16 protein-coding genes and 1 pseudogene are annotated in these 22,029 nt (G+C 72.8%); 5 read left to right on the plus strand and 12 right to left on the minus strand.

Features of this window, described 5'->3' with window-relative positions; all coding sequences use genetic code 11:
• The first annotated feature begins 9 nt into the window (after window positions 1–9).
• Together MED01_RS14400 and otsB are read left to right on the plus strand one after the other, a co-directional pair.
• Entirely contained in the window at window positions 10–1,410 is a 1,401-nt protein-coding gene (locus MED01_RS14400) for an alpha,alpha-trehalose-phosphate synthase (UDP-forming) (RefSeq protein ID WP_030333449.1), read from the plus strand.
• A gap of 41 nt (window positions 1,411–1,451) precedes the next feature.
• Window positions 1,452–4,016: a trehalose-phosphatase gene (gene otsB / locus MED01_RS14405; protein ID WP_238669082.1), complete on the plus strand. Its 2,565-nt coding sequence runs from the start codon at window positions 1,452–1,454 to the stop codon at window positions 4,014–4,016.
• A gap of 160 nt (window positions 4,017–4,176) precedes the next feature.
• Here the strand turns inward: otsB and cobA are convergent, their stop codons facing one another.
• Genes cobA through cobC form a run of 3 tightly spaced genes read right to left on the minus strand, consistent with a single transcriptional unit; the run spans window position 4,177 to window position 7,629 of the window.
• Entirely contained in the window at window positions 4,177–5,418 is a 1,242-nt protein-coding gene (cobA, locus tag MED01_RS14410) for a uroporphyrinogen-III C-methyltransferase (RefSeq protein WP_238669069.1), read from the minus strand.
• 40 nt (window positions 5,419–5,458) lie between these two features.
• Complete coding sequence (cobT, locus tag MED01_RS14415; RefSeq protein WP_238669083.1) at window positions 5,459–6,544, minus strand: nicotinate-nucleotide--dimethylbenzimidazole phosphoribosyltransferase; 1,086 nt, start codon at window positions 6,542–6,544, stop codon at window positions 5,459–5,461.
• On the minus strand, window positions 6,544–7,629 hold the full coding sequence (gene cobC, locus MED01_RS14420) for an Rv2231c family histidinol phosphate aminotransferase CobC (RefSeq protein WP_238669070.1): 1,086 nt from the start codon (window positions 7,627–7,629) through the stop codon (window positions 6,544–6,546). Before cobC ends, cobT begins: the two co-directional genes overlap by 1 nt.
• 121 nt (window positions 7,630–7,750) lie before the next feature.
• On the opposite strand from cobC, the gene MED01_RS14425 reads away from it, so the two are divergent.
• Window positions 7,751–9,880 carry a transglycosylase domain-containing protein gene (locus MED01_RS14425; protein ID WP_238669071.1) on the plus strand — a complete coding sequence of 710 codons (2,130 nt, stop codon included), beginning with the start codon at window positions 7,751–7,753 and terminating at the stop codon, window positions 9,878–9,880.
• A 12-nt stretch (window positions 9,881–9,892) separates the two neighbouring features.
• On the opposite strand, the gene MED01_RS14430 is transcribed toward MED01_RS14425, so the two are convergent.
• Window positions 9,893–10,462 (minus strand): GNAT family N-acetyltransferase, encoded by a 570-nt coding sequence (locus tag MED01_RS14430; protein WP_091405515.1) that lies wholly within the window; start codon window positions 10,460–10,462, stop codon window positions 9,893–9,895.
• Window positions 10,459–11,862, minus strand: coding sequence for a cobyrinic acid a,c-diamide synthase CobB (locus MED01_RS14435; protein WP_238669072.1), 1,404 nt, complete (start codon window positions 11,860–11,862; stop codon window positions 10,459–10,461). The genes MED01_RS14430 and MED01_RS14435 overlap by 4 nt, the downstream gene beginning before the upstream one ends.
• Before the next feature lie 205 nt (window positions 11,863–12,067).
• Between MED01_RS14435 and MED01_RS14440 the strand changes: the two genes are divergently transcribed.
• Window positions 12,068–12,889, plus strand: a complete 822-nt coding sequence (locus MED01_RS14440; protein ID WP_238669073.1) for an SURF1 family cytochrome oxidase biogenesis protein — start codon at window positions 12,068–12,070, stop codon at window positions 12,887–12,889.
• A 10-nt stretch (window positions 12,890–12,899) separates the two neighbouring features.
• Here MED01_RS14440 and MED01_RS14445 read toward each other — a convergent pair whose 3' ends face one another.
• The 5 genes from MED01_RS14445 to MED01_RS14465 all read right to left on the minus strand — a co-directional run bounded on the left by MED01_RS14445 (window position 12,900) and on the right by MED01_RS14465 (window position 18,174).
• Window positions 12,900–14,492: an ATP-dependent DNA ligase gene (locus MED01_RS14445; RefSeq protein ID WP_238669074.1), complete on the minus strand. Its 1,593-nt coding sequence runs from the start codon at window positions 14,490–14,492 to the stop codon at window positions 12,900–12,902.
• An 85-nt stretch (window positions 14,493–14,577) separates the two neighbouring features.
• A complete protein-coding gene (locus MED01_RS14450; protein WP_030333429.1) occupies window positions 14,578–14,784 on the minus strand; it encodes a hypothetical protein in 207 nt (68 codons plus the stop codon).
• Between the two features lie 77 nt (window positions 14,785–14,861).
• On the minus strand, window positions 14,862–16,205 hold the full coding sequence (locus tag MED01_RS14455; protein ID WP_238669084.1) for a dipeptidase: 1,344 nt from the start codon (window positions 16,203–16,205) through the stop codon (window positions 14,862–14,864).
• Between the two features lie 36 nt (window positions 16,206–16,241).
• Window positions 16,242–17,387 carry a M48 family metallopeptidase gene (locus MED01_RS14460; protein WP_238669075.1) on the minus strand — a complete coding sequence of 382 codons (1,146 nt, stop codon included), beginning with the start codon at window positions 17,385–17,387 and terminating at the stop codon, window positions 16,242–16,244.
• A 67-nt stretch (window positions 17,388–17,454) separates the two neighbouring features.
• Window positions 17,455–18,174, minus strand: coding sequence for a uridine kinase family protein (locus MED01_RS14465; RefSeq protein WP_238669076.1), 720 nt, complete (start codon window positions 18,172–18,174; stop codon window positions 17,455–17,457).
• 253 nt (window positions 18,175–18,427) lie between these two features.
• On the opposite strand from MED01_RS14465, the gene MED01_RS14470 reads away from it, so the two are divergent.
• The gene (locus MED01_RS14470) at window positions 18,428–18,829 is read left to right on the plus strand and encodes a rhodanese-like domain-containing protein (protein ID WP_112584171.1); all 402 of its coding nucleotides are present in this window, start codon (window positions 18,428–18,430) and stop codon (window positions 18,827–18,829) included.
• Between the two features lie 291 nt (window positions 18,830–19,120).
• Here the strand turns inward: MED01_RS14470 and MED01_RS14475 are convergent, their stop codons facing one another.
• Both MED01_RS14475 and MED01_RS14480 read right to left on the minus strand, forming a co-directional pair.
• Window positions 19,121–20,659 carry a cobyric acid synthase gene (locus MED01_RS14475; protein WP_238669077.1) on the minus strand — a complete coding sequence of 513 codons (1,539 nt, stop codon included), beginning with the start codon at window positions 20,657–20,659 and terminating at the stop codon, window positions 19,121–19,123.
• A 149-nt stretch (window positions 20,660–20,808) separates the two neighbouring features.
• Window positions 20,809–21,789, minus strand: a pseudogene (locus tag MED01_RS14480) (cobalamin biosynthesis protein); the annotation flags it as partial.
• Window positions 21,790–22,029 lie beyond the last annotated feature (240 nt).

A 22,029-nucleotide genomic window follows, 5' to 3' on the forward strand; every position in this document is an offset into this window, starting at 1 on the left:
TAGCCGATCGTGACCGTCCGTAGCTCCTTTGTCGTAGTGGCGAACCGTCTGCCGGTCGACGAGGTGAGCACACCCGAGGGTCGGCAGTGGCGACGCAGCCCTGGCGGGCTGGTCACCGCGCTGCATCCCGTACTCGCCGAACACAAGGGCACCTGGGTCGGCTGGGCCGGTGGCACCGGCGCGGCCCCCGAGCCGTTCGACCTGGAGGGGATCCGGCTGCACCCGGTCCCGCTCAGCGCCGAGGAGTTGGAGCGCTACTACGAGGGCCAGTCCAACGCCACGATCTGGCCGCTCTACCACGACGCTGTGGAGACGCCGGCCTACAAGCGCCGGTGGCGGGAGGCGTACCGCCTGGTCAACGCCCGGTTCGCGGAGGCCGCAGCCGATGTGGCGGCCGAGGGCGCGACGGTCTGGGTGCAGGACTACCAGCTCCAGTTGGTGCCGGCGATGCTCCGCGAGCTTCGTCCGGACCTGCGGATCGGGTTCTTCCTGCACATCCCGTTCCCGCCGATCGAGCTGTTCATGCAGATGCCGTTCCGTACCGAGATCCTGCGCGGCCTGCTCGGCGCCGACCTTGTCGGTTTCCAGCAGCGGCTGGCCGCGCAGAACTTCGTCCGGCTGGCCCGGCACCTGCTCGGGCTGCGCTACGAGGGGCAGATGATCCAGGTCGACGGTCGGCAGGTGAAGGCGGGCGCCTTCCCCATCTCGATCGACACCCAGGAGATGGAACGGATGGCCGCCGACCCGGCGATCCAGGCCCGGGCCAAGCAGATTCGCGCCGAGTTGGGCGACCCGAAGACGATAATCCTGGGCGTGGACCGGCTGGACTACACAAAGGGCATCGAGTTGCGACTCAAGGCCTTCCGGGAGCTGCTGGCTGACGGAAAGTTGACAGTTCCCGACGCGGTCATGGTTCAGGTCGCCACACCCAGCCGCGAGCGCGTGGAGCACTACCAGGCACTACGGGTGAAGGTGGAGCGCGAGGTCGGTCGGATCAACGGCGAGTTCGGCAGGGTCGGCGTGCCGGCGGTCCATTACCTCCATCAGTCGTACAGTCGCAGTGAGCTGGCGGCGATGTACGTTGCTGCCGACGTGATGATGGTGACCCCGCTGCGAGACGGAATGAACCTCGTGGCGAAGGAATACGTAGCATCACGTGCCGACCAGGGTGGCGCGCTCGTACTCAGTGAGTTCGCCGGTGCCGCCACCGAGCTTCGCCAGGCATTTTTGTGTAACCCGCACGACCCGGACGCGGTCAAGGACGCCCTCCTCCGGGCAGTGCACGTGGAGAAAACCGAGGCACGCCGCCGGATGCGGACAATGCAACGTCACCTGCGTACCCACGACGTGGGCCACTGGGCCAAGTCTTTCCTCTCGGAGCTCGGAGTTCCCGAGGCGGAGGCCGAGTGAACACGTCCGTCAATGATGGGGCGGCAAACGCCACCGGGGTCATGGACCCTGAGTTGCGTTCCGCCATCGGCCGGATCGCCCGGGTCCCCCAGCTCCTGGTCGCCTGCGACTATGACGGCACCCTGGCGCCGATCGTGGAAGACCCGAGCACTGCCGTCCCGCTACCCGAGTCGGTGGCAGCGGTCCGCGCGCTCGCCGCGCTGCCGCAGACCACAGTGGCTGTGGTTTCCGGTCGGGCGCTGCGCGACCTGGCCGCGCTCTCGCGGCTGCCCAGCGAGGTGCACCTCGTCGGCAGCCACGGCTCCGAGTTCGACATCGGCTTCGTCGAGCGACTCTCCCCCGAGCTGGTCGCCGTGCGGACCCAGGTCCGCAACGCGCTGCGTGAGATCGCCGCCCAGCACCCGGGCATCAGGCTGGAACGCAAACCGGCGAGCGTCGCGATGCACACCCGTGGGGTCGACCCGCAGATCGCCGCCGCCGCCATCGAGGCGGTCCGCAACGGTCCGGCCACCTTCGACGGCGTCACGGTGACCCAGGGCAAGGAGGTCATCGAACTCTCCGTGGTGGCCACCCACAAGGGCACCGCGCTCGACCAGCTGCGGACCCAGCTCGCCTCCAGCGCGGTGCTGTTCATCGGCGACGACATCACCGACGAGAACGGGTTCGCTCACCTGCACGGCCCTGACCTCGGCATCAAGATCGGCCCCGGCGACACCCAGGCCAGCTACCGGGTGGCCGACCCGCTGGAGGCCGCCCGCGCGCTGGCGCTGCTCCTGGAGACACGGCGGCACTGGCTGTTCGGTGAGCGGGCGGTGCCGATCGAACGGCACTCCATGCTGGCCAACGGTCGTACCGTCGCGCTGCTCACCCCCGAGGCCAAGGTGAGCTGGCTCTGCCACCCCAAGCCGGACTCGGCGGCGATCTTCGCCGACCTGGTCGGTGGCAGCCCGGCCGGCCACTTCAGCGTCGCACCGGAACGTGGCGGCATCCCGCTGGGCCAGCGCTACCGCTCCGGCACGATGACAGTGGAGACCCGCTGGTCCGGGCTCACCGTCACCGACTGGCTGGACAAGCCCGCCCGGGAGACCACCCCGGACGACAGCCCGGCGGTCATCACCGGCGACTCGACACTGGTCCGGGTGCTCACCGGCAGCGGCAAGGCCAAGGTGGAGTTCGCGCCGAGGCCCGAGTTCGGCCAGGTGGCCGTCCAGTTGCAGCCGCTCGGCGACGGTCTGCTGGTGCTCGGCTCCAACGAACCGGTGGCGCTCTACGCCCCCGGTGTGCAGTGGGAGGTCGGCAACGACGGAGGGTACGAGACCGCCAAGGCGATCGTCGACCTCTCCGCCGCCGGTGGGCAGGTCGTGCTGGAGCTGCGCTTCGGCACGCACAGCCTGGAGCACCACCGGGTGCCGATCCACGAGCGGCAGGCCGCCGCCGAGCAGCCGTGGAAGGACTGGGTCGCCTCGCTGCGGCTGCCGTCCACCGCCCGTGACCTGGTCGCGCGCAGCGCCCTCACCCTGCGCGGGCTCTGCCACGAAGCCACCGGTTCGATCCTGGCCGCAGCGACCACCTCGCTCCCCGAGGAGCTGGGCGGCGTCCGCAACTGGGACTACCGCTACTGCTGGCTGCGCGACGCGGCGCTGACCGCCCGCGCACTTGTCGACCTGGGTTCCGTCGAGGAGGCCGAGGCGCTGCTGCGCTGGGTGGACGGCTGCATCGAGCGCACCGGCGGGCACCCGGAGCGACTGCACCCGCTCTACACCATCGACGGCTACGAGCTGGGCGCCGAGGCGGTCATCGACACGCTGCCCGGGTACGCCGGCTCCCGGCCGGTCCGGGTCGGCAACCTCGCCAACCACCAGTTGCAGCTGGACGTCTTCGGCCCGATCGCCGACCTGATCGCGGCCGTCGCCGACGCTCGCGGTTCAGTGCGCGACGACGAGTGGCGGGTCCTGGAGAACATGGTCGAGGCGGTCCGCCGCCGCTGGCACGAGCCCGACCACGGCATCTGGGAGGCACGGCTGCCACCTCGGCACCACGTCTTCTCCAAGGTGATGTGCTGGATGACGGTCGACCGCGCGCTGCACGTGATGCGCGAGCACGGCGGCGAGGACCGGCCCGAGTGGAAGGACCTGCGCGACCGGATCGGCGCCAACGTGCTGGAGCACGGCTGGCACTCCGACGTCGAGGCGTACAGCGTCGCGTACGGGGACGAGGACATGGACGCCTCGTCGCTCTGGATCGGCCTCTCCGGCCTGCTCCCGGGCGACGACCCGCGCTTCCTGTCCACCGTCCTGCGGATCGAGGCGGACCTGCGCAGCGGCCCGGTCGTCTACCGCTACCACTGGGACGACGGCCTGCCCGGCCGCGAGGGCGGTTTCCACATCTGCACGGCGTGGCTGATCGAGGCGTACCTGCGCACCGGCCGCCGCACCGACGCCGAGGAGCTGTTCGCGCAGATGGTGCTGACCGCCGGCCCGACCGGGCTGCTCCCCGAGCAGTACGACCCGCTCGCCGAGCGCGGCCTCGGCAACCACCCGCAGGCGTACAGCCACCTCGGGCTGATCCGCTGTGCCCTGCTGCTGGACAACATGCTCAAGCAGTAGTCGACGGACAGACCACGACGGGCCGGAGCAGCGCTGCTCCGGCCCGTCGTCTGTGCCGGCACCTCTAGGCGGTTTCGGGGACACCGACCCGCTTCCTCGGGCCACACCGCCAATGTTCTGACCGGCGCGTCGCCGGAGTTCACCGCCGCGCTCCGTCGCCTCAGCCGTCGAGCGCGCCCACCACGTCGCCCACCACCACGACGGCGGGCGGGCGCAGGTCGGCCGTGAGCGCGTCGGCGGCCACCTCGCCCAGCGTGGAGCGCAGCACCCGCTGGGTGCCCGTCGTGGCTTCCTGGACGACGGCGGCCGGTGTCTGCGGCGACCGACCGTGGGCGATCAGGGTGGCAGTGATGGCGGCCAGGTTCTTCAACCCCATCAGGATCACCAGGGTGCCGTGCAGACCGGCGAGGGCGTCCCAGCGCACCAGCGAAGCTGGAGCGTCGGGTGCCAGGTGCCCGGAGACCACAGTGAACTCGTGCGCCACCCCCCGATGGGTGACCGGGATGCCGGCCGCGGCCGGCGCGGCGATCGAGCTGGTCACGCCGGGCACCACTGTCACCGGCACTCCGGCGGCGGCGCAGGCCAGCAACTCCTCACCGCCGCGCCCGAAGACGTACGGGTCACCGCCCTTGAGCCGCACCACGAAGGCGCCGGCGAGGGCCCGGTCGACAAGGATCTGGTTGATCTCCTCCTGGGCCCGGGACGGGCCGTAGGGAATCTTCGAGGCGTCCACCAGCTCGACGTCCGGGCGCAGCTCGTCGAGGAGCAGCCCGGGTACCAGCCGGTCGGCGACCACCACGTCGGCCTCGGTGAGCAGCCGCCAGCCCTTCACTGTGATCAGTTCCGGGTCCCCCGGCCCCGCCCCGACCAGCGCCACCCGCCCGGCCTGCCGTCCGCCGGTCGTCCCGGTGGAAGCGTCGGGCCGGCCAGCGATCCCGTCCGGTGCCACGCGCACGGCGAGGAGGTCGCGGATGGCGTCGCGGACCGTCATCGCCCGGCGCGGGTCGCCGCCGCCGAGCACCGCCACGGTGACCGGGCCGTGCCGGGTCACGGCCGGGGTCCAGGCGGTGGCGGCCGTCCGGTCGTCGGCCCGGACGCAGAAGATCCGCCGCTCGGCGGCGACGGCGCTCACCGAGGCCGCCGCCATCGGGTCGTCGACAGCGACCTGGACCAGCCAGGCGCCGTCCAGGTCCTCGGGCACGAACCGGCGCGGCACCCAGTGCAACCGACCCGCGTCGGCCCGGGCGCGCAACGCCGGAGTCAGCTCCGGGGCCACCAGCAGGACGTCCGCACCAGCGTCCAGCAGCGCGGGTACGCGCCGGGTGGCGACCGCGCCGCCACCCACCACGACCACCCGCCGCCCGTGCAGCCGCAAACCGAGGGGGTACGGATTGGAGCTCACGCCGCACCACCGAGGCGCACGGCTCGTTCGCTGCACGTGCTCACTTCTCGACCACCCCGGCCGAGTCGAAGGTGGCCACCTCGTGCAGCACCCGGACCGCGCCGGTGACCACTGGCAACGCCAGCAGCGCGCCGGTGCCCTCGCCGAGGCGCAGCCCCAGGTCGATCAGCGGGTCGAGGCCGAGGTGGCGCAGCGCGACGGTGGCACCGGGCTCGGCCGAGCGGTGGCCGGCGACCATGGCACAGACCGCTTCCGGGGCGAACGCGGCGGCGGCGAGCGCTGCCGAGACCGCGATCACGCCGTCCAGCAGCACCGGCGTGCGGCGTGCGGCAGCCCCCAGGATCAGCCCGGCCAGGGCGGCGTGCTCCAGACCACCGACGGCGGCCAGCACGCCCAGCGGGTCGGCCGGGTCGGGGGTGTGCCGGGCCAGCGCGGCCCGCACCACGGCCACCTTGCGCGCGTACGTCGGGTCGTCGACCCCGGTGCCCCGACCGGTGGTGTCGAGCGGGTCGGCGCCGGTGAACGCGGCGATCAGCACGGCGGCCGGGGTGGTGTTGCCGATGCCCATGTCCCCGGTGAGCAGGATGCCGGCGCCGGCGTCGATCAGCTCGTCGGCGATCCGGATGCCGGTCTGCACCGCCGCCAGCGCCTCGTCCCGGGTCAGCGCGGCGGTCGCGGTGAGGTCGCGGGTGCCCCGGCGGACGGACGCGGCAACCAGCCGAGGCACGGCCGGGTCGCGCACCGCCGGCTCGGCGGCAGGTTCGGTGGGCAGCGGGGTGGCCACGCCGACGTCGACCACTGTCACCGAGGCGCCGGCCTGTCGGGCGAACGCGTTGACCACCGCTCCACCGGCCAGGAAGTTGCCGATCATCTGCGCGGTGACCTCCTGCGGCCAGGGGCTCACCCCCTGGGCGTGCACACCATGGTCGCCGGCGAAGATCGCCACTGCGGCCGGTTCGGGCAGCGGTGGTGGGCAGACCCCGGCCAGGCCGGCGAGGCGTACCGAAAGCTCCTCCAGCGCGCCCAGCGATCCCGCCGGCTTGGTCAGCCGGCCGTGCAGCTCCCGGGCGGCGGCCATGGCCGCTTCGTCCGCCGGGCGGATCGCCGCGACAGTGGTCTCCAGCATCATGCCTCCATGGTCTCGCGCAGCACGTCGATGAACGCGTCGGTGGTGTTTCGGTCGCGTACCGCCACCCGCAGCCAGTCCGGGCCGAGGCCGGGGAACGTGTCGCCTCGGCGCACCGCCCAGCCGCGCTCGCGCAGGGCGGCCCGGATCGCTGTCGCGCCCGGCAGGTGCAGCAGGACGAACGCGCTGGCGGGCCGGCCGACGACGCGTACACCGGGCAGTTCGGCGAGGCGCGCGACCAGGTGCTCGCGGTCGGCGGCAAGGTCGGCGGCGATCGCGCGTTCGGCCTGGACCGCGACGGCGCTGGCGCAGGCCGACGCTGCCGCCAGCGCGGGCGTGGAGACGGCCCAGAGCGGTTGGACGGCGGCCAGCCGGGACAGCAGCTCCGCGTCGCCGAGCAGGTAGCCGATCCGCAGCCCGGCCAGGCCCCACGTCTTGGTGAGGCTGCGCACCACGAGCAGCCCGGGCAGGTCGCGGCGTTCGGCCAGCGACTCCGGTTCGCCGGGTTGCCCGGAGGCGATTGTGGTGTCGGCGAACGCCTCGTCGACCACCAGCACCCGGCCGGGGCGGGCCAGCGCGGCCACCGTCTGGGCGGGATGCAGCACCGACGTCGGATTCGTCGGGTTGCCGATCATCACGAGGTCGGCGTCGGCGGGCACCCGGGACGGGTCGAGCCGGAAGTCGTCGGCGGCGTCGAGCAGGACCCGCTCGACCGGGTGTCCGGCGGCCCGCAGCGCCGCCTCCGGCTCGGTGAACTGAGGGTGCACCACAACGGGGCGACGAACGCCGCGCAGCGCCTGGGCGATCAGCACGAACCCCTCGGCGGCGCCGGCGGTGAGCAGCACCTCGTTCGGGTGACGGCGGTGCCGGGCGGCGACCGCCGCCCGGGCCGGTGCCGGGTCCGGATAGCGGGCCAGGTCGGTCAGGGTCGCGGCGATCGGGTCGGCCAGCCAGGCGGGCGGTCGCGCCCGACGGACATTGACGGCGAGGTCGATCAGACCGGCTGTCGCCTCCGCGTCGCCGTGGTGGGCGAGGTCCGGATCGCCCTCAGCGGGTGGGGCGACAGCGCTCGGCTGATCAGACATGTCCGCGATCCTGCCGGGAAGGTGGCCGGCGGGACAGTCCATCCCAGCGTAAGCCGCGTCACCACTCGCCGGTTTAAGAGTTCTTCTCATGTACGAATCGGAAATGTCATAACTTGACCAGGTGAGCAACCGACCCCTTGCTGCCGCTGGTCGACTCGTCCCTCTCCTCCGCGCCGGACTGATCGCCGGAATCGTGATCGCCGCCGCCGCCTATCCACTGGTCGCCCTCACCGGGCTCGGCGCGAAGGCCACCGCGCACGCCGTGGACCAGAAGACCCGGGTGCTGAAGACCGCCCTGCCCGCCGAGACCTCGTACGTCTACGGCCCGGACGGCAAGACCGTGCTGACCATGTTCTACGAGGAGTACCGGCAGTACACCAAGCTGTCGGACATGTCGCCGAACATCCAGCAGGCGATCGTCGCCGCCGAGGACTCCCGCTTCTACCAGCACCACGGCGTCGACCCGAAGGGCGTGGCCCGGGCCTTCGTCTCCAACGCCCGCTCCGGCGGCTCCCAGGGCGCCTCGACGCTGACCATGCAGTACGTCCGGATGGCCCTGCGGGACAGCGCGACCACGCCCAAGGAGGTCCAGGAAGCCACCCAGCAGACCAGCCTGCGCAAGGTCAAGGAGATGCGGATGGCGCTGGACCTGGAGAAGGAGATCAGCAAGGAACAGATCATGGAGCGCTACCTGAACTCGGCGTACTTCGGGCACCGGGCGTACGGCATCTACGCCGCCAGCGAGATCTTCTTCTCCAAGACCCCGAAGGACCTCACCCCGGTCGAGGCCGCCACCCTCGCCGGACTGGTCAAGTCCCCCTCGGAGTACGACCCGGCCGACTCCGACCAGAAGGAGGCCACCGGGCGGCGCAACTACGTGCTGGACCGGATGAGCCAGCTCGGCTACCTCTCCCCCGACTCGGCCGCCGCCGCCAAGTCCGAACCGATCCGGCTCAAGCTGACCACCCCACCGCACGACTGCGCCGCAGTGGCGGAAAAGTACAACAGCTGGGGCTTCGCCTGCGACTACCTGAAGAACTGGTGGAGCGCGCAGCCCGCGTTCGGGGCGAACCGGCTGGAACGGATGGACAACCTGCGCCGGGGCGGCTACCGCATCGTGCTCAGCCTCGACCCGAAGATCCAGGAGGCCGCGGAGAAGAGCGTGGGCGCCAAGGAGGCCACCGGCAGCCCGTTCGCCAACGGCATCGTGGTGTCCGAGCCGGGCACCGGGCGGGTGAAGGCCATGGCGGTGAACCGGACGTACTCGCTGGACCTGGCCGAGAACCCGCAGAGCTCCAACCCGGAGGCCGGGCCGAAGGTGAAGGCCAACTACCCGAACACCGTGGCACCACTGCTCGGCGGCGGTGACCTGGCCGGCTACCAGGCCGGGTCGACGTTCAAGATGTTCCCGATGCTGGCCGCGCTGGACTCGGGGATGACCCTCTCCACCTCGTTCAACGCCCCATACCGCTACCGCTCCGAGGTCTACGACGGCTGGGCGCCCTCCAACGCCAGCGGCGCCATGACCGGTCAGCAGACCATGTGGTCCGGCTTCGGCAAATCGGTGAACACGTACTTCGTCTGGCTGGAGGAGAAGGTCGGCGCGGACCGGGCGGTCCGGTTGGCCGAACAGCTCGGGCTGCGGTGGCGCACCGACGTCGACCGGGACCACGCCTCCCCGGACAAGGCGAAGAAGTGGGGTGCCTTCACCCTGGGCGTCTCCGACGCCACCCCACTGGAGATGGCGAACGCGTACGCCGCCATCGCCGCCGACGGGCGCTACTGCGAGTCCATCCCCGTACAAGCGATCATGAACCGGGACGGCACGCCCGCCACCTACGCCACCCCGGGCGGCCTGCACCGTGAGGTGGCCAAGCCACGCTGCCGGCAGGTGGTGAGCGCGGACGCAGCACGGGCGGCCACCGACGCGGCCCGCTGCCCGACCGGAGACACCCCGGCGCGCGGCAGCTGCGGCGGCTGGTCCACCGCCGACAGCGTGCGGGGCACCGTCGGACGCCCGGTGGCCGGCAAGACCGGTACGACCGACAGCACCCGGTCGGCCTGGTTCGTGGGCTACACCCCGGAGTTGGCAGCGGCGAGCTTCATCTCCGACCCGGACAACCCGTTCAACGCTGTCGGTGACGGGCAGTCCCAGATCCCGATCAAGGCGGTTTCGGAGACCCTGCGCGACGGCCTGAAAGGCACCCCGACCCGCCAGTTCACCCCACCGTCGGACGCCATCGTCGGCTGACCGGCGCAGGGCTCAGCGCAGGTCGGCCGCGACGAACGACCACAGCTCCAGATCCACCCGGCCGCCACTGACGAACCCGGCGTTGCGCAGCAGACCCTCGTAGCTGAACCCGGCCTTCTCGGCGACCCTGCGCGAGGCCAGGTTGCCGGGAGCCACCCGCAACTCGACCCGCTGGAAGCCGTGCTCCAGGATCAGCGCGATGGCCACCGCGTCGACCGCCTCGGCGGCGAAGCCGAAGCCCCGCGCGTGCGCCGCCATCGCGTAGGAGATCTCGGTGAGGCGGGCGCCCCAGTCGGTGCGCCGGGTCCACAGCGAGCCCACCACCTGGTCGTCCTCCCGCCGGAGCACCGCGTAGTGGTCACCCTCCCCACTGTCGCGCCGCTGCCGGGCCAGATCGGTGCACCAGGCCAGCCCGTCGATCGGGCCGGAGTCGTCGGGCAGCGGCAGCCACCGCCGGGTCAGCTTGTCGGCGAAGATCTCCCCGGCCGCCGCCGCGTCAGCCGCCGTGAGCTGACGCACCTCGGTACGCGGAGTGGAGACGGTCAACGCCGGGAATCGGCGCACCGCCACCTGACCGATCACACCGACACCTCGCCCGACTGCGCGGGCACCACCTCGCTCGTCGGGTCGGCCGCCGCCGCGGCGACCAACCGAGCCGCCGTCTCCGGATGGCTCGCCCAGTGCAGTGTGAGCTGCGAGGCGTGCACGTTGCGCCAGACGAAGCCCTCCGGCGCGCCGCCGTCCCAGCTCCAGGCCGGGCGCTGACCGGCGCGGGGAGTGAGCACCGCACGGTGTGCCTTGTGCCCGACCAGCACCGTGCCGGTGGCGGCGACCACGCTGTCGGTCTGGGCGGTCGCCTCCCGGTAGCCGGCCACCACACCGTCGCGGCTGACGCCGACAGCGTCCAGGACACCGCACATCGGCAGCCCGTCCAACTCCCGGGCCAGCCAGAGCAACCCGGCGCCCTCGGCGATCACCGGACGCCCGGTCCGCGCCAACTCGGCCACCGCGATGCAGAGCCGCCGGTTGGCAGACAACTGCTCGGCGTATGCCTCGGGCAGCGCGCCGCCGACGACCAGCGCGCGGGTGCCGACCGGCAGCGCCTCGTCGCGCAGCGGGTCGACGACGACGACCTCGGCGCCGGCGGCCCGGAGCAACTCGGTGGTCTCCGGGTGGCTGAAGCTGCCGCCCGGCCCACCGGCCACCGCCACCAGTGGGCGGTTCGCCGGGGGTGTGAACGTGCCGAGGGCCTCCTCGGGAGACCAGGCCGGCGTCGGCAGCGGCGGGGCGGAGCGGGCCAGCCCGAGCAGCCGTTCCAGGTCGACAGTGGCAGCGACGGCCTCGCCCAGCCGGCGGACCGCACGGACGGCGTCGGCCGAGTCGTCGACCACCGGCGCCACCCCGTGGCGCCGCGACGGCAGCACAGCCGGCAAATCCTGTCGACGCAGCGCGCCGTAGACCGGCACCCCCACGTCGTCCAGCGCCTCGCGCAGCATCCCCTCGTGCCGCGACGACGCCACCCGGTTGAGGATCACCCCGCCGAGCCACAACTGCTCGTCGTACGAGCGGAAACCGTGCACCAGGGCCGCCACCGACTGACCCATCGCGGCCACGTCGACAACGAGCACCACAGGGCTGCGCAGCGCGGCGGCGGCAGCGGCGGTGGACTCCTGCTCGGGGCGGCCACCGACCGAGTCGTACAACCCCATGCTGCCCTGCACCACTGCCAGCCCGGCACCGGCGGCACCGTGCGCCACCAGCGGGGCGAGCCGGTCGAGGCCGACCAGTCGGGGGTCGATCACCCGACCCGGCCGACCGGAGGCGAGACCGAGGTAGGCGGCGTCGACGTGGTCCGGCCCGAGCTTGAACCCGGCGACGTCGACCCCTCGCTCGGCCAGGGCGGCGAGCAGCCCGATCGCCAGCGCGTTCTTACCGTGCCCGGAGGACGGCGCGCTGAGCACCAGGCGCGGCACGACGGTCATCATCGACTCCTCGCGAGCGGCGGCGGGTACGCGACGGGACGACCAAGGCCGATCCGTCGGCGTGACGATACCCGCCCGGCTCAAGGCGCGAGCACCGCCAACCGGGGTGGGCGACCCGGCCCTGGCAGCGCCCCGGAGCATCCGCCCGGCCCGGTCCGGCCCGGTCCAGGTCAGTGGCGCCGGTCATACGAGTAGCCTCGGTCCCGTGTACCGGTTCCTGCTGAGCCCACGCTGGCTGGGCGCCCTCGCGCTGACCCTGGTCGCGGCCGCCGTCATGGTGTTCCTCGGCAACTGGCAGCTGGACCGCTACCGGGGGCGCACCGAGGTCAACGAACGGATCGACGCGGGCCAGCGGATGGCTCCCGTGCCGATCGCCGACGCGCTGCGCGCCCCCACCGGCGGCGGGGGGACGGCCGGTCCGGCCCCCGCCGAGGACAAGGTCTGGACCCGGGTCACAGTCACCGGCCGGTACGACCCCACGAACACAGTGCTGGTCCGTGGCCGGACGGTGGACAGCCGGGTCGGTTTCGAGGTGCTCACCCCGCTGGTGCTCGCCGACGGCACGGCGCTGCTGGTGGACCGGGGCTGGATCCCGCCGGCACCCGGTGGGGCGACCGCTAAGCCGTCGGTCCCGGCCGCGCCGACCGGCGACGTGACTGTGGTCGGCCGGGTGCATGAGACCGAGAGCGGCGCCGGCGCGGTGACCCGACGCGACGGGCTGTTGGAGATCCGGCGGATCGGGGTGTCGCGGCTGGCCGGCGAGCTTCCCTACCCGGTCTACGGTGCGTATCTGCTGCTCGACGAACAGACCCCGGCAGCAGATCCGGTGTTCAAGGCGGTCCCGGTCGGGCACGCCAACAACTGGCAGAACTTCGGCTACGTCGTGCAGTGGTGGCTGTTCGCGGTGATGGCCCTCTTCGGTTATGGCTGGGTGGCCCGTCGGGAGGCCCGCCGGGCCGCCGGCATCGGCACCACCCCGGCTCCCCTGGACCGGGCCGCCGAGCCGACGCCGACCGCTTCCGCCTGACCCCGCTCGGTCAGCCGGTCACGCGGCCGGCGTGGATGGCGCGGACCGCGTCGATGGTGTCCGCCTCCGCTGCGGACTTGTCGTCGCGATAGCGCACCACCCGGGCGAACCGCAGCGCCATCCCACCGGGATAGCGCGAACTCGTCTGCACCCCGTCGAAGGCGATCTCCACCACCTGCTCGGGCCGGACCCGGACCACCCAGTCGCCGCGTTCCACGGCGAGGCCGAGGAACCGTTCGGTCTGCCACCGCAGCAGCTCGTCGGTGAGCCCCTTGAACGTCTTGCCGAGCATCACGAAGTCACCGGTGCGCGCGTCACGCGCACCCAGGTGCAGGTTGGACAGCCAGCCCTTGCGTCGGCCGCTGCCCCACTCGACGGCGAGCACCACCAGGTCGAGGGTGTGCCGCGGTTTGACCTTGACCCAGGCGGCACCGCGCCGGCCGGCGTCGTAGGGGGCGTCCGGCGCCTTGACCACCACGCCCTCCTGCCCGGCGTCGAGCGCTGCGGCGAACGCGGCGGCGGCCTGCTCCGGGCCGTCGACCTCCATCCGACCGACAAGCAGCGACGAATCCACCGAACCGGCGAGGGCGGCCCACCGCTCCCGGCCGGGGCTGTCGATCAGATCCTGGCCGTCGAGGTGCAGCAGGTCGAAGAAGTACGGGGTGAGCACCGTCGCGCCGGTGCTGGCAGCCGCCGCGAGCACCGCCGGAGCGACAGGTGTGCGCCCGGTGGTGCTGGGGGTGGTGCGTCGGGCGGCCCGGCTCGACGTCTGCTGGAATGGCAGTGGGCGGCCGGTCTCGTCCAGGCCGATGGCCTCGCCGTCGAGGACCAACTCCCGGCCCGGCAGGGCACGGACCGCGGCGACCACCTCGGGCACCCGGGTGGTGATCTCGTCGAGGCTGCGGGTGAACACGGCGATGTCGGTGCCGGAGCGGTGCACCTGGATGCGGATGCCGTCGAGCTTCACGTCGACCACCGCCGGCGTGCCGGTAGCGGCCAGCGCCTCGTCGACCGAGGGGGCGCTCTGCGCGAGCATCGGCGCCAGCGGGCGGCCGACCTGGAGACCGAACCCGGCCAACTCGGCGGCCCCTCCGGCCAGCGCGGCCACCGCCACGGCCCGGAGATCACCGGCGAGCAGCAGCGCCCGGCGGACCGCCGCCACCGGCACCTCGGCGGCCCGGGCCACCGCGTCCGCGAGGAGACCGGCCTGGGCGCCCTGCCGTAGCTCGCCACTGAACAGGCCGGTGAGCAGCCGCTGCTCGTCGGCCGTCGCCGCCGCGTAGAGGGCGCCGAGCAACGCCCGACGCCGAGCCTGTGAACCCGAGCCATGCACCGCGGCGATCTGCGCGATTGCCGCGTCAACGGCGGCCACCGTCAACGTCGGCTCGGCGGCCGGTGGCGGCAGGTCACGCAGGCTCGCGTAGCCGACCCCGGTCTGCCGTTGGCGCAGCTCACCGGCGAGATAGCCGGCACCGGGCTCGACCTCGCCGGGGTCGAGCCGACGCAGCGCGTCAGCGAGCAGCTCCACCTTGGCCCGTCGGCCGCTGGTGGCGCCGACGGCGGCGGAGGTGGCTGCCAGATCGAGGAACCGCACGCAGCTCATCCTGCCAGTCACCTCCGACACCGCCCGGGCATTGCCGTGCCCGGGCGGTGTCGGCAGGGTGCCGCCCACTCACGCGGACGACGGTTCAGGCGGAGACGGGTTCCTCGATGCGCAGACCTCGGGCGCGGACCTCGCCGGCGACCCGGGAGAGCACCGAGTCGAGGGCGACCAGTGCGGCGGAGAGCTCACCGAGCTGTTCGTTGAGCGTGTCCTCGGACCACGCGGAGACATCGACATCTCCCAGCGCGCTGACAGCGGCCCCCAACCGGGCCATCACCTCGTTCGTACTCATGTACGAAAGGCTATAACAGCTGACCATCCGACACGCCGTAAACTCCCAGATCAGGCCCAAAGTTGCCGTTCTGACACCTAACTGCTCACCGCCGCCACGTTGCGCAGAAGCAGCGCCTCGGCGAGGCAGACCCTGGCGAACTCACCAAGGTGCAGGCTCTCGTTCGGGCCGTGCGCACGGGCGTGCGGGTCCTCCACGCCGGTCACCAGGATCGCCGCCTTCGGGAACATCTCCTGGAAGGTGGCGATGAACGGAATCGAACCGCCGATGCCGACGTCCACCGGGTCGGTGCCGTCCCAGGCGGTCCGGAAGGCCGAACGGGCGGCGTCGAACATCGGCCCGGACGTGTCGATCACACACGGGTCACCGTCGTGTTCGACGGTGACAGTCACCTGCGCGCCCCACGGCGCGTGCTGCTCCAGGTGCGCACGCACCGCCGCGTACGCCCGCTTGGGGTCGTCGCCCGGAGCGAGGCGGATGCTGAGCTTCGCCTTCGCGGCCGGAACCAGGGCGTTCGGCGCCTCGCCGGTGGACGGCGCGTCGACACCGAGAATGGCCAGCGCCGGCTTGGTCCAGAGTCGGTCGGTGATCCGGCCGGTGCCGATGAGCTGCACGCCGTCGGCGAGCCCGGCCTCGGCCCGGAATCGGTCCTCCGGATAGTCGACGGTGGCGCCCTCCCGGCCGACCAGGCCGTCCACCGCCACGTCACCGGCGTCGTCCTGCAGCGTCGCCAACAGCCTGACCAGCGCGGTGAGCGCGTCCGGCACGGCGCCGCCGAACATGCCGCTGTGCACCGCGTGGTCCAGCGTGCGCACCTCGACGAAGCAGTTGACGATGCCCCGCAGCGAGGTGGTCAACGCCGGTACGCCGATGTCCCAGTTGGCGGAGTCGGCGATCACGATGACGTCAGAGGTGATCTCGTCGCGGTGCTCGACCAGCAGTTGCTCCAGCGAGTCGGAGCCATACTCCTCCTCGCCCTCGATGAAGAGGACCACGCCGACCGGCAGCGCGTCACCGTACGCGCGCAGCGCCGCCACGTGCGCCATGACGCCGGCCTTGTCGTCGGCCGCGCCCCGGGCGTAGAGCCGGCCGTCGCGTTCCACCGGCTCGAACGGGTCGGACTCCCACAGCGACCGGTCGCCGACCGGCTGGACGTCGTGGTGGGCGTAGAGCAGCACGGTGGGCGCGCCGGGCGGGGCGGCCCGACGACCGATCACCGCCGGCTGGCCGCCGGATCGCACGATGTCGACGTCCAGGCCACAGCCGCGCAGCAGCTCGGCGACCGCCTCGGCCGAGCGCTCCACGTGCGAGTGGTCGAAGCCCTCGAAGGCGATGCCGGGGATGCGGACGAGGCGCTCCAGGTCGGCCCGGACGCCGGGCATCTCCCGCTCGACGGCGGCCCGCACCTCGGACTCGGACATGATCGGTGAGGTCATGACCGGCATCGTATGCCGGCCTTACCGGGGCGTGTCGGCGGAGCCCGTGCCGTCACCGCTGTCAGCGGGGCCGGTGCCGGCCCGCGCGCCCGGGGCGGCCCGCCCGGCGCGGTGTGCGCGGCCCGCCGCCTCGGTGGCGGCGTCCATCCAGGAACGGGCCCGACCGGCGGTGCCGCCCACCCACTCGCCGACGTCACTCGCGCCGTCGCCGAGGCGGCGCAGCAACCCGACCAGCGGGTCGGTCGACCGGCTGAACTCCTCCCGGTACGACTCGGCAGCCGCCTTGATCTCCTCCGACACGCTTGTCGAGCTGTCATCCTCGCGGCGCGGATAGTCCCCCGCCAGCACCCGCCCGTACTCCCCGGAGTCGATCCACTGGCGCAGCGACGCCGCCCGCGCAACCGGCACCGGGTGGGTGCTCCACGCTGTCATCCGGATCTTGTGCAGGCTGTCGCGCAGGTCGCCGCCACCGGCGTACTCGGCGGCCTGCTCCAGGAAGGCGGTGGTGTCGACCTGGGACAGGTCACCGCCGCCGGCGAGCTTCATCAGCAGCCGCAGCGCGGCGCCCGGGTCCTGCCCGGCGAGCAGGCCGGCCCGGTCGGCGGAGAGTTCCGCCTTGCGCCACCACTCCAGCATTGCCGCGATGATGGCGCGCAGCGCGATCGCGCCGACCGGCAACCAGCTCAGGTTCGCCGCCCACCGGGTGAGAATCATGAGCATGGTCTTGTAGACCGCGTGCCCGCTGCCCACGTGCCCCAACTCGTGGCCGAGCAGGCAGCGCAGCTCATCCTCGTCGAGTTGCTGCACGCAGGCGGAGTTCAGCACGATGAACGGCCGCTCCAGCCCGACCGCCTCGGCGCCCAACCAGGGCGACTGCGTCACGTACAGCTCGGGCAGTTCGGCCACGTCGAGCGCCGCCGCGGCCTCGGTGTAGCGCTGCCACACCGCCGGGTACTGCCTGTGGTCGACCCGGATGCCGGAGGCCAGCACGGACAGCCGGAAACCCCGCTCGTTCCACATCCCGAAGAACGCCCGCAGCACGTCGTCGAAACCGCGCAGCTCCCGCAGCGCGACCAGGGCACCCCGGTCGGCCGGATGCTCCCAGGCCCGCGAGCTGATGCCGGTGAGGGTGATCCGACGCCGCGCTGGCGCGTCCGCTGCCGTCATTGTGGCTCCCCGTTCGCCGTAGCTCTCCGCATCGTGCCGCAGTCGGTGGCCCACGTCCATGCCCCGCTCATCGGAGCCGCACGTAGTACCGATCCGCGTCGTACGGCAGTGTCGGCGCGCCATCCACCACCAGGTCGGCGTGGACAGCTGTCTCGTCGACGGCGAAGTGCGCCCGCTCCCCGTCATGCCAGCGGCGCAGCTCGGGCAGGATCTCCGGGCCGTCCCGGGCGACAGCGCGAGCCAGCCGCAGCGACGCGGGCGCGGTGACGAACACGGCCAGCGTCAGCTCCGGCCGGACGACCGCCCGGGCGGCGCTGACCCCCTCGACCACCAGCACCGGAGCCACCGGCACCGGAACCGGCCGGGGCAGGAAGCACCGCCGGACCCAGCTGTACCGCCGGTAGGCGCCCGGCTCCCCGTTACGCAGCGGGCCGAGCACCCCCTCGTCGAGCCGGGGCCAGAAGGTGACCTGGTCGTCCCACCCGTCGAGCAGGTCGTCGGTGTGCACCACCGGCGGTCGGCCGCCGAGCGGCCCCGTCAGGGCATCCGCGAGCTGCGCGGCGAACCGGCTCTTACCAGCGCCACTCGGCCCGTCGACAGCGACGAGCCGGGTCCGCCCCAACCGCGCCGGGCCCGCGAGCACCCGACGAGCCAATTCGGCGTACGCCTCGACGACCGCCACCGTCGGTCCGACAGTTCCCGGGTTCAGCGCAGCCTCCCGTGGTGCATGACCGAAGTATGCCGCCACCGCTGGTGGGCAGGCCGCCGCCTCGTCGGGCGAGGGCACCGCGGTGAAGATGCCCGCCCTGTGATCGACTCAGGTTCGTCGACGCCCCTGTCGGCGGGACCACAGTTGTCTGCGACCGTGTCGATCATGCCGATTGGTGGGCCTGAGTTGGTCAGCCTGACACGTCCGGCTGACCGCCCCGGCCGGCCACCGTCACGTCCGGGGGAATTGGGGCGGCGACGGGTGACGGGCGGCCCGTTCGCCGCCCGGGGTGCCAGCGAATCGGCATGATCGGGTGGTGCTCCGAGACGTGATGAGCCCCGGTATAGACGCCCTACTCGAACAGGCCCGCGCCGGGCTGCACCGACTGACTCCGCAGCAGACCGTCGAGGCGGTCCGCGGCGGCGCGTTGCTGGTCGACACCCGTACCGAACTGCAGCGCCGCGAACAGGGCGACCTGCCCGGCGCGGTCGTCATCGACCGGACCGTACTCGAGTGGCGCCTCGATCCGGCCAGCGCCTGGCGGATCCCGGAAGCCACCGGGTACGACCGGGAGATCATCCTGGTGTGCCGACAGGGCTACAGCTCCAGCCTGGCCGCAGCCAGCCTGCAGACCCTCGGGCTGCGCCGGGCCACCGACATGATCGGCGGCGTGGACGCCTGGCTCGCCGCCGGCCTGCCCACCACCGACCGTCCCGCCGACATCCGCCCCTGACTCCCCCCGAACTCGCCCCGCAAGTTCCATTCCGGGGCGGTCGGTCTGCGCAAGATCGTGCTCGATCCAGGAAACAGGCCTCTCCTCGCGCGGACAAGGCCCCTGAAACAAGGATCGAGCACGATCATGCGAAAGCGGTGGCCCCGGCGGACCCCAACGGACGGCCCAACAGGCGGCCCGACAGGCGGCCCGACAGGCGGCCCGACAGGCGCGCGGTAAAGAGCACCCTCGCTGCCCGTGGCGCGGCCTCCGCCCCACGCTCCGCATGGGACGGTGGACCGGCCAAGAGGGTCAGGTCGGGGCGCCGGGTGGGATGAAGGGGAGGTCGGCGGGTGGACCGGCTTCGATGAGACGCCAGAGGGCATCGGTGTCCAGGTGTTGCTCGACCAGGTCGCCGAGCAGGTCGAGTGAGCGTTCCCGGGCGGCGGCGAAGCTGGTGGCCGGTGCCACCCGGAACCCACTGCGACCGGCCAGGCGAGCCGCCTCGGTGAGGAACCAGCGGCGGAACTCGTCGGACTCGAACGCCCCGTGCCAGTGCGTGCCGTGCACCACGCCGAGCACGGCACCCTCTCCGACACCGTCGTCGCTGGTCAGCAGCGGGGTCAGGTTCGGGTCGGCCTGTGAGACGTACCCGTGGTGGATCTCGTAGCCCCGCACCGGGAGGCCACCGTGGCCGGTGCCCACCGACTGGCGGACGGTCTTGCGCGGGTCGAAGGTGATGTCCATGGGCAGCAGACCGAGCCCCGGCACGCTGCCCTGCCGGCTCTCCACCGGATCGTGGATGGCGCGGCCGAGCATCTGGAAGCCGCCGCAGAGGCCGAGGAGGGGCTTGCCGGCCGCCACATGGGTGGCTACCGCGTCGGCGAGACCCGTTTCGCGCAGCCATCCGAGGTCGGCGACCGTGGATTTGGAGCCGGGTAGGACGACCAGGTCGGCGGCGGCCAGTTCGGCCGGTTCGATGGTGAGGCGTACCCGGACGCCCGGCTCGGTGGCGAGCGCCTCCACGTCGGTGGCGTTGCTGATCCGGGGTAGGCGGACGACCGCCACGTCCAGCCATTCACTGCCGTGCGGGGCGGCGGGCCGGCCGAGCACCCGACCGTAGGCGAGTGAGTCCTCCGCGTCGAGCCACAGGTCCAGTGCCCAGGGCAGCACCCCGTACGTGGGGCGGCCGGTGACCTGACGCAGCATGTCCAGACCCGGCTGGAGCAGCCCGAGGTCGCCCCGGAACTTGTTGATCACGAATCCGGCGATCAGCGCCTGGTCGGCCGGGTCGAGCAGGGCCACGGTGCCGAACATCGAGGCGAAGACACCACCCCGGTCGATGTCGCCGACGACGATGGTGGGCAGGTTGGCGTGCCGGGCCAACCCCATGTTGACGTAGTCACCGGCCCGAAGGTTGATCTCCGCAGGGCTGCCGGCACCCTCGCAGATCACCACGTCGTACGTCTCGCGTAGCTCGGCCAGTGCGGCGTACGCCGTCTCGGCGAGCCGGGGACGTAGCTGCCGGAAGGTGCCCGCGGTGATGGTGTCGACCGCCTCGCCCAGCAGCACCACCTGACTGGCCAGGTCGCTGCCCGGCTTGAGCAGCACCGGGTTGAACCGCAGGTCGGGTGCGATCCCGCACGCCGCGGCCTGCATGGCCTGGGCGCGCCCGATCTCGCCGCCGCGCCCGTCCGGCCCGACGACCACCGCCGAGTTGTTCGACATGTTCTGCGCCTTGTACGGCGCCACCTTCACGCCCTGCCGGTGCAGCCAACGACAGATGCCGGCGGTGAGCACGCTCTTGCCGGCATCGGACGTCGTACCGGCCACCAGCAGCCCGCCGCTCACCTCCCACTCCCCCGCCGCACCCCGACGCCCTCGGCCACCCCGGCAGCCCTGCCCATACCGACGCCCCGCAGCCCATGCTCACCGGCACCGCCCAGCCGCAGGGCCCCGGCCACGCCGCCCAGCCCGCGCCCGCCGGCCGCACCTGCCGGCCCTCGCCGGCCCACGGCACCGATCAGCGCACGCCTGCTCACCGCGCCAACCAGCCGGCCGAGTGTCACGGGGTACGCGGCGGCCAACCCGACGGCGGCCAACCCCACCGCGCCGGAGATCCGGGCGGCCCGCTTCAGGTGCCGCGCCTCCGGGCGGGGACCGTCGCCGAGGAACGGCCGCACCTCGGAGCGCCCGAAGTAGACGTTGCGACCACCGAGGCGGACCCCGAGCACACCGGCCATCGCCGCCTCGCACTGACCGGCGTTGGGGCTCGGGTGGTCGTTGCGGTCCCGCCGCCACACCTGCCAGGCGCGCCGCCGGTCCCCGTGCGCGACCGGCGCGACGGCGATGGTGAGCAGCCCGGTCAGCCGGGACGGCACGAGGTTGAGCGCGTCGTCCAGCCGAGCGGCCGGCGTGCCGAACCGCGCGTAGCGCGTCGACCGGTGCCCGACCATCGCGTCGAGCGTGTTCGCCGCGCGGTAGCCCAGCAGCCCGGGCAGACCAGCGACCGCACCCCAGAGCAGCGGTGCGACCACCGCATCGGAGGTGTTCTCCGCGACCGACTCGACTGTGGCACGGGCCAGCTCCGACTCGCCCAACGTCGACGGGTCCCGCCCGCAGAGGTGACCGAGGCGTCGCCGGGCGGCGGGCAGGTCGCCGTCACGCAAGGTACGACCCATGACGGTCGCCTCGTGTCGTAGCGTGCGGCCGCCCAGAACGGCCCACGTGCCGGCCGCCACCAGCACCGCCCGGGTCACCGGCCGGTGCCGGGTAGCCACCGCGGCGGCCGCCCCGAGCAACACCGGCCCGCCCACGGCCAGCGCGGTGAATGCCGTGCCCGCCGTTCGGTCCGGGCGGTAGAGGCGGCGCTCCAGCGTGCCCGCTGCCTGCCCGAAACCGGCCACCGGGTGCCACCGGCGGGGGTCGCCGAGCGCCCTGTCCAGCGCATACCCGGCCAGCAGCCCCACCGCGTTCGCCATCGGCGCTGTCCGTCGCACCCGCACCACCTCCGGCCGGCCAGCCTAGACGAGCACGCCGTGAACCAGCCCAATCCACTGTCGCGCACCAGCAACGAGAATCCGTGGAGTGGACAGGTAGGCCAACCTGCTGACGCCCGTCACGCGGGGTGACGACGCTTGCCGCGCCGCCACCCCGCCCCCGTCGTGCCGCACCGCACCGCACCGCACCGGGCGGTGCTGGGCCGGGCGGTGCCGGGCCGG

Source organism: Micromonospora alfalfae (genome assembly GCF_022230925.1).
GTDB lineage: Bacteria > Actinomycetota > Actinomycetes > Mycobacteriales > Micromonosporaceae > Micromonospora > Micromonospora alfalfae.

Coding starts and splice junctions, on each gene's coding strand:
- MED01_RS14445 (WP_238669074.1), bottom strand. CDS start 14,492: ATGAGCTGCGTGCGGTTCCTCGATCTGGCAGCCACCTCCGCCGCCGTC.
- MED01_RS14470 (WP_112584171.1), top strand. CDS start 18,428: ATGAGCCCCGGTATAGACGCCCTACTCGAACAGGCCCGCGCCGGGCTG.
- otsB (WP_238669082.1), top strand. CDS start 1,452: ATGGACCCTGAGTTGCGTTCCGCCATCGGCCGGATCGCCCGGGTCCCC.
- MED01_RS14460 (WP_238669075.1), bottom strand. CDS start 17,387: ATGACGGCAGCGGACGCGCCAGCGCGGCGTCGGATCACCCTCACCGGC.
- MED01_RS14455 (WP_238669084.1), bottom strand. CDS start 16,205: ATGTCCGAGTCCGAGGTGCGGGCCGCCGTCGAGCGGGAGATGCCCGGC.
- cobC (WP_238669070.1), bottom strand. CDS start 7,629: ATGTCTGATCAGCCGAGCGCTGTCGCCCCACCCGCTGAGGGCGATCCG.
- MED01_RS14450 (WP_030333429.1), bottom strand. CDS start 14,784: ATGAGTACGAACGAGGTGATGGCCCGGTTGGGGGCCGCTGTCAGCGCG.
- cobT (WP_238669083.1), bottom strand. CDS start 6,544: ATGCTGGAGACCACTGTCGCGGCGATCCGCCCGGCGGACGAAGCGGCC.
- MED01_RS14435 (WP_238669072.1), bottom strand. CDS start 11,862: ATGACCGTCGTGCCGCGCCTGGTGCTCAGCGCGCCGTCCTCCGGGCAC.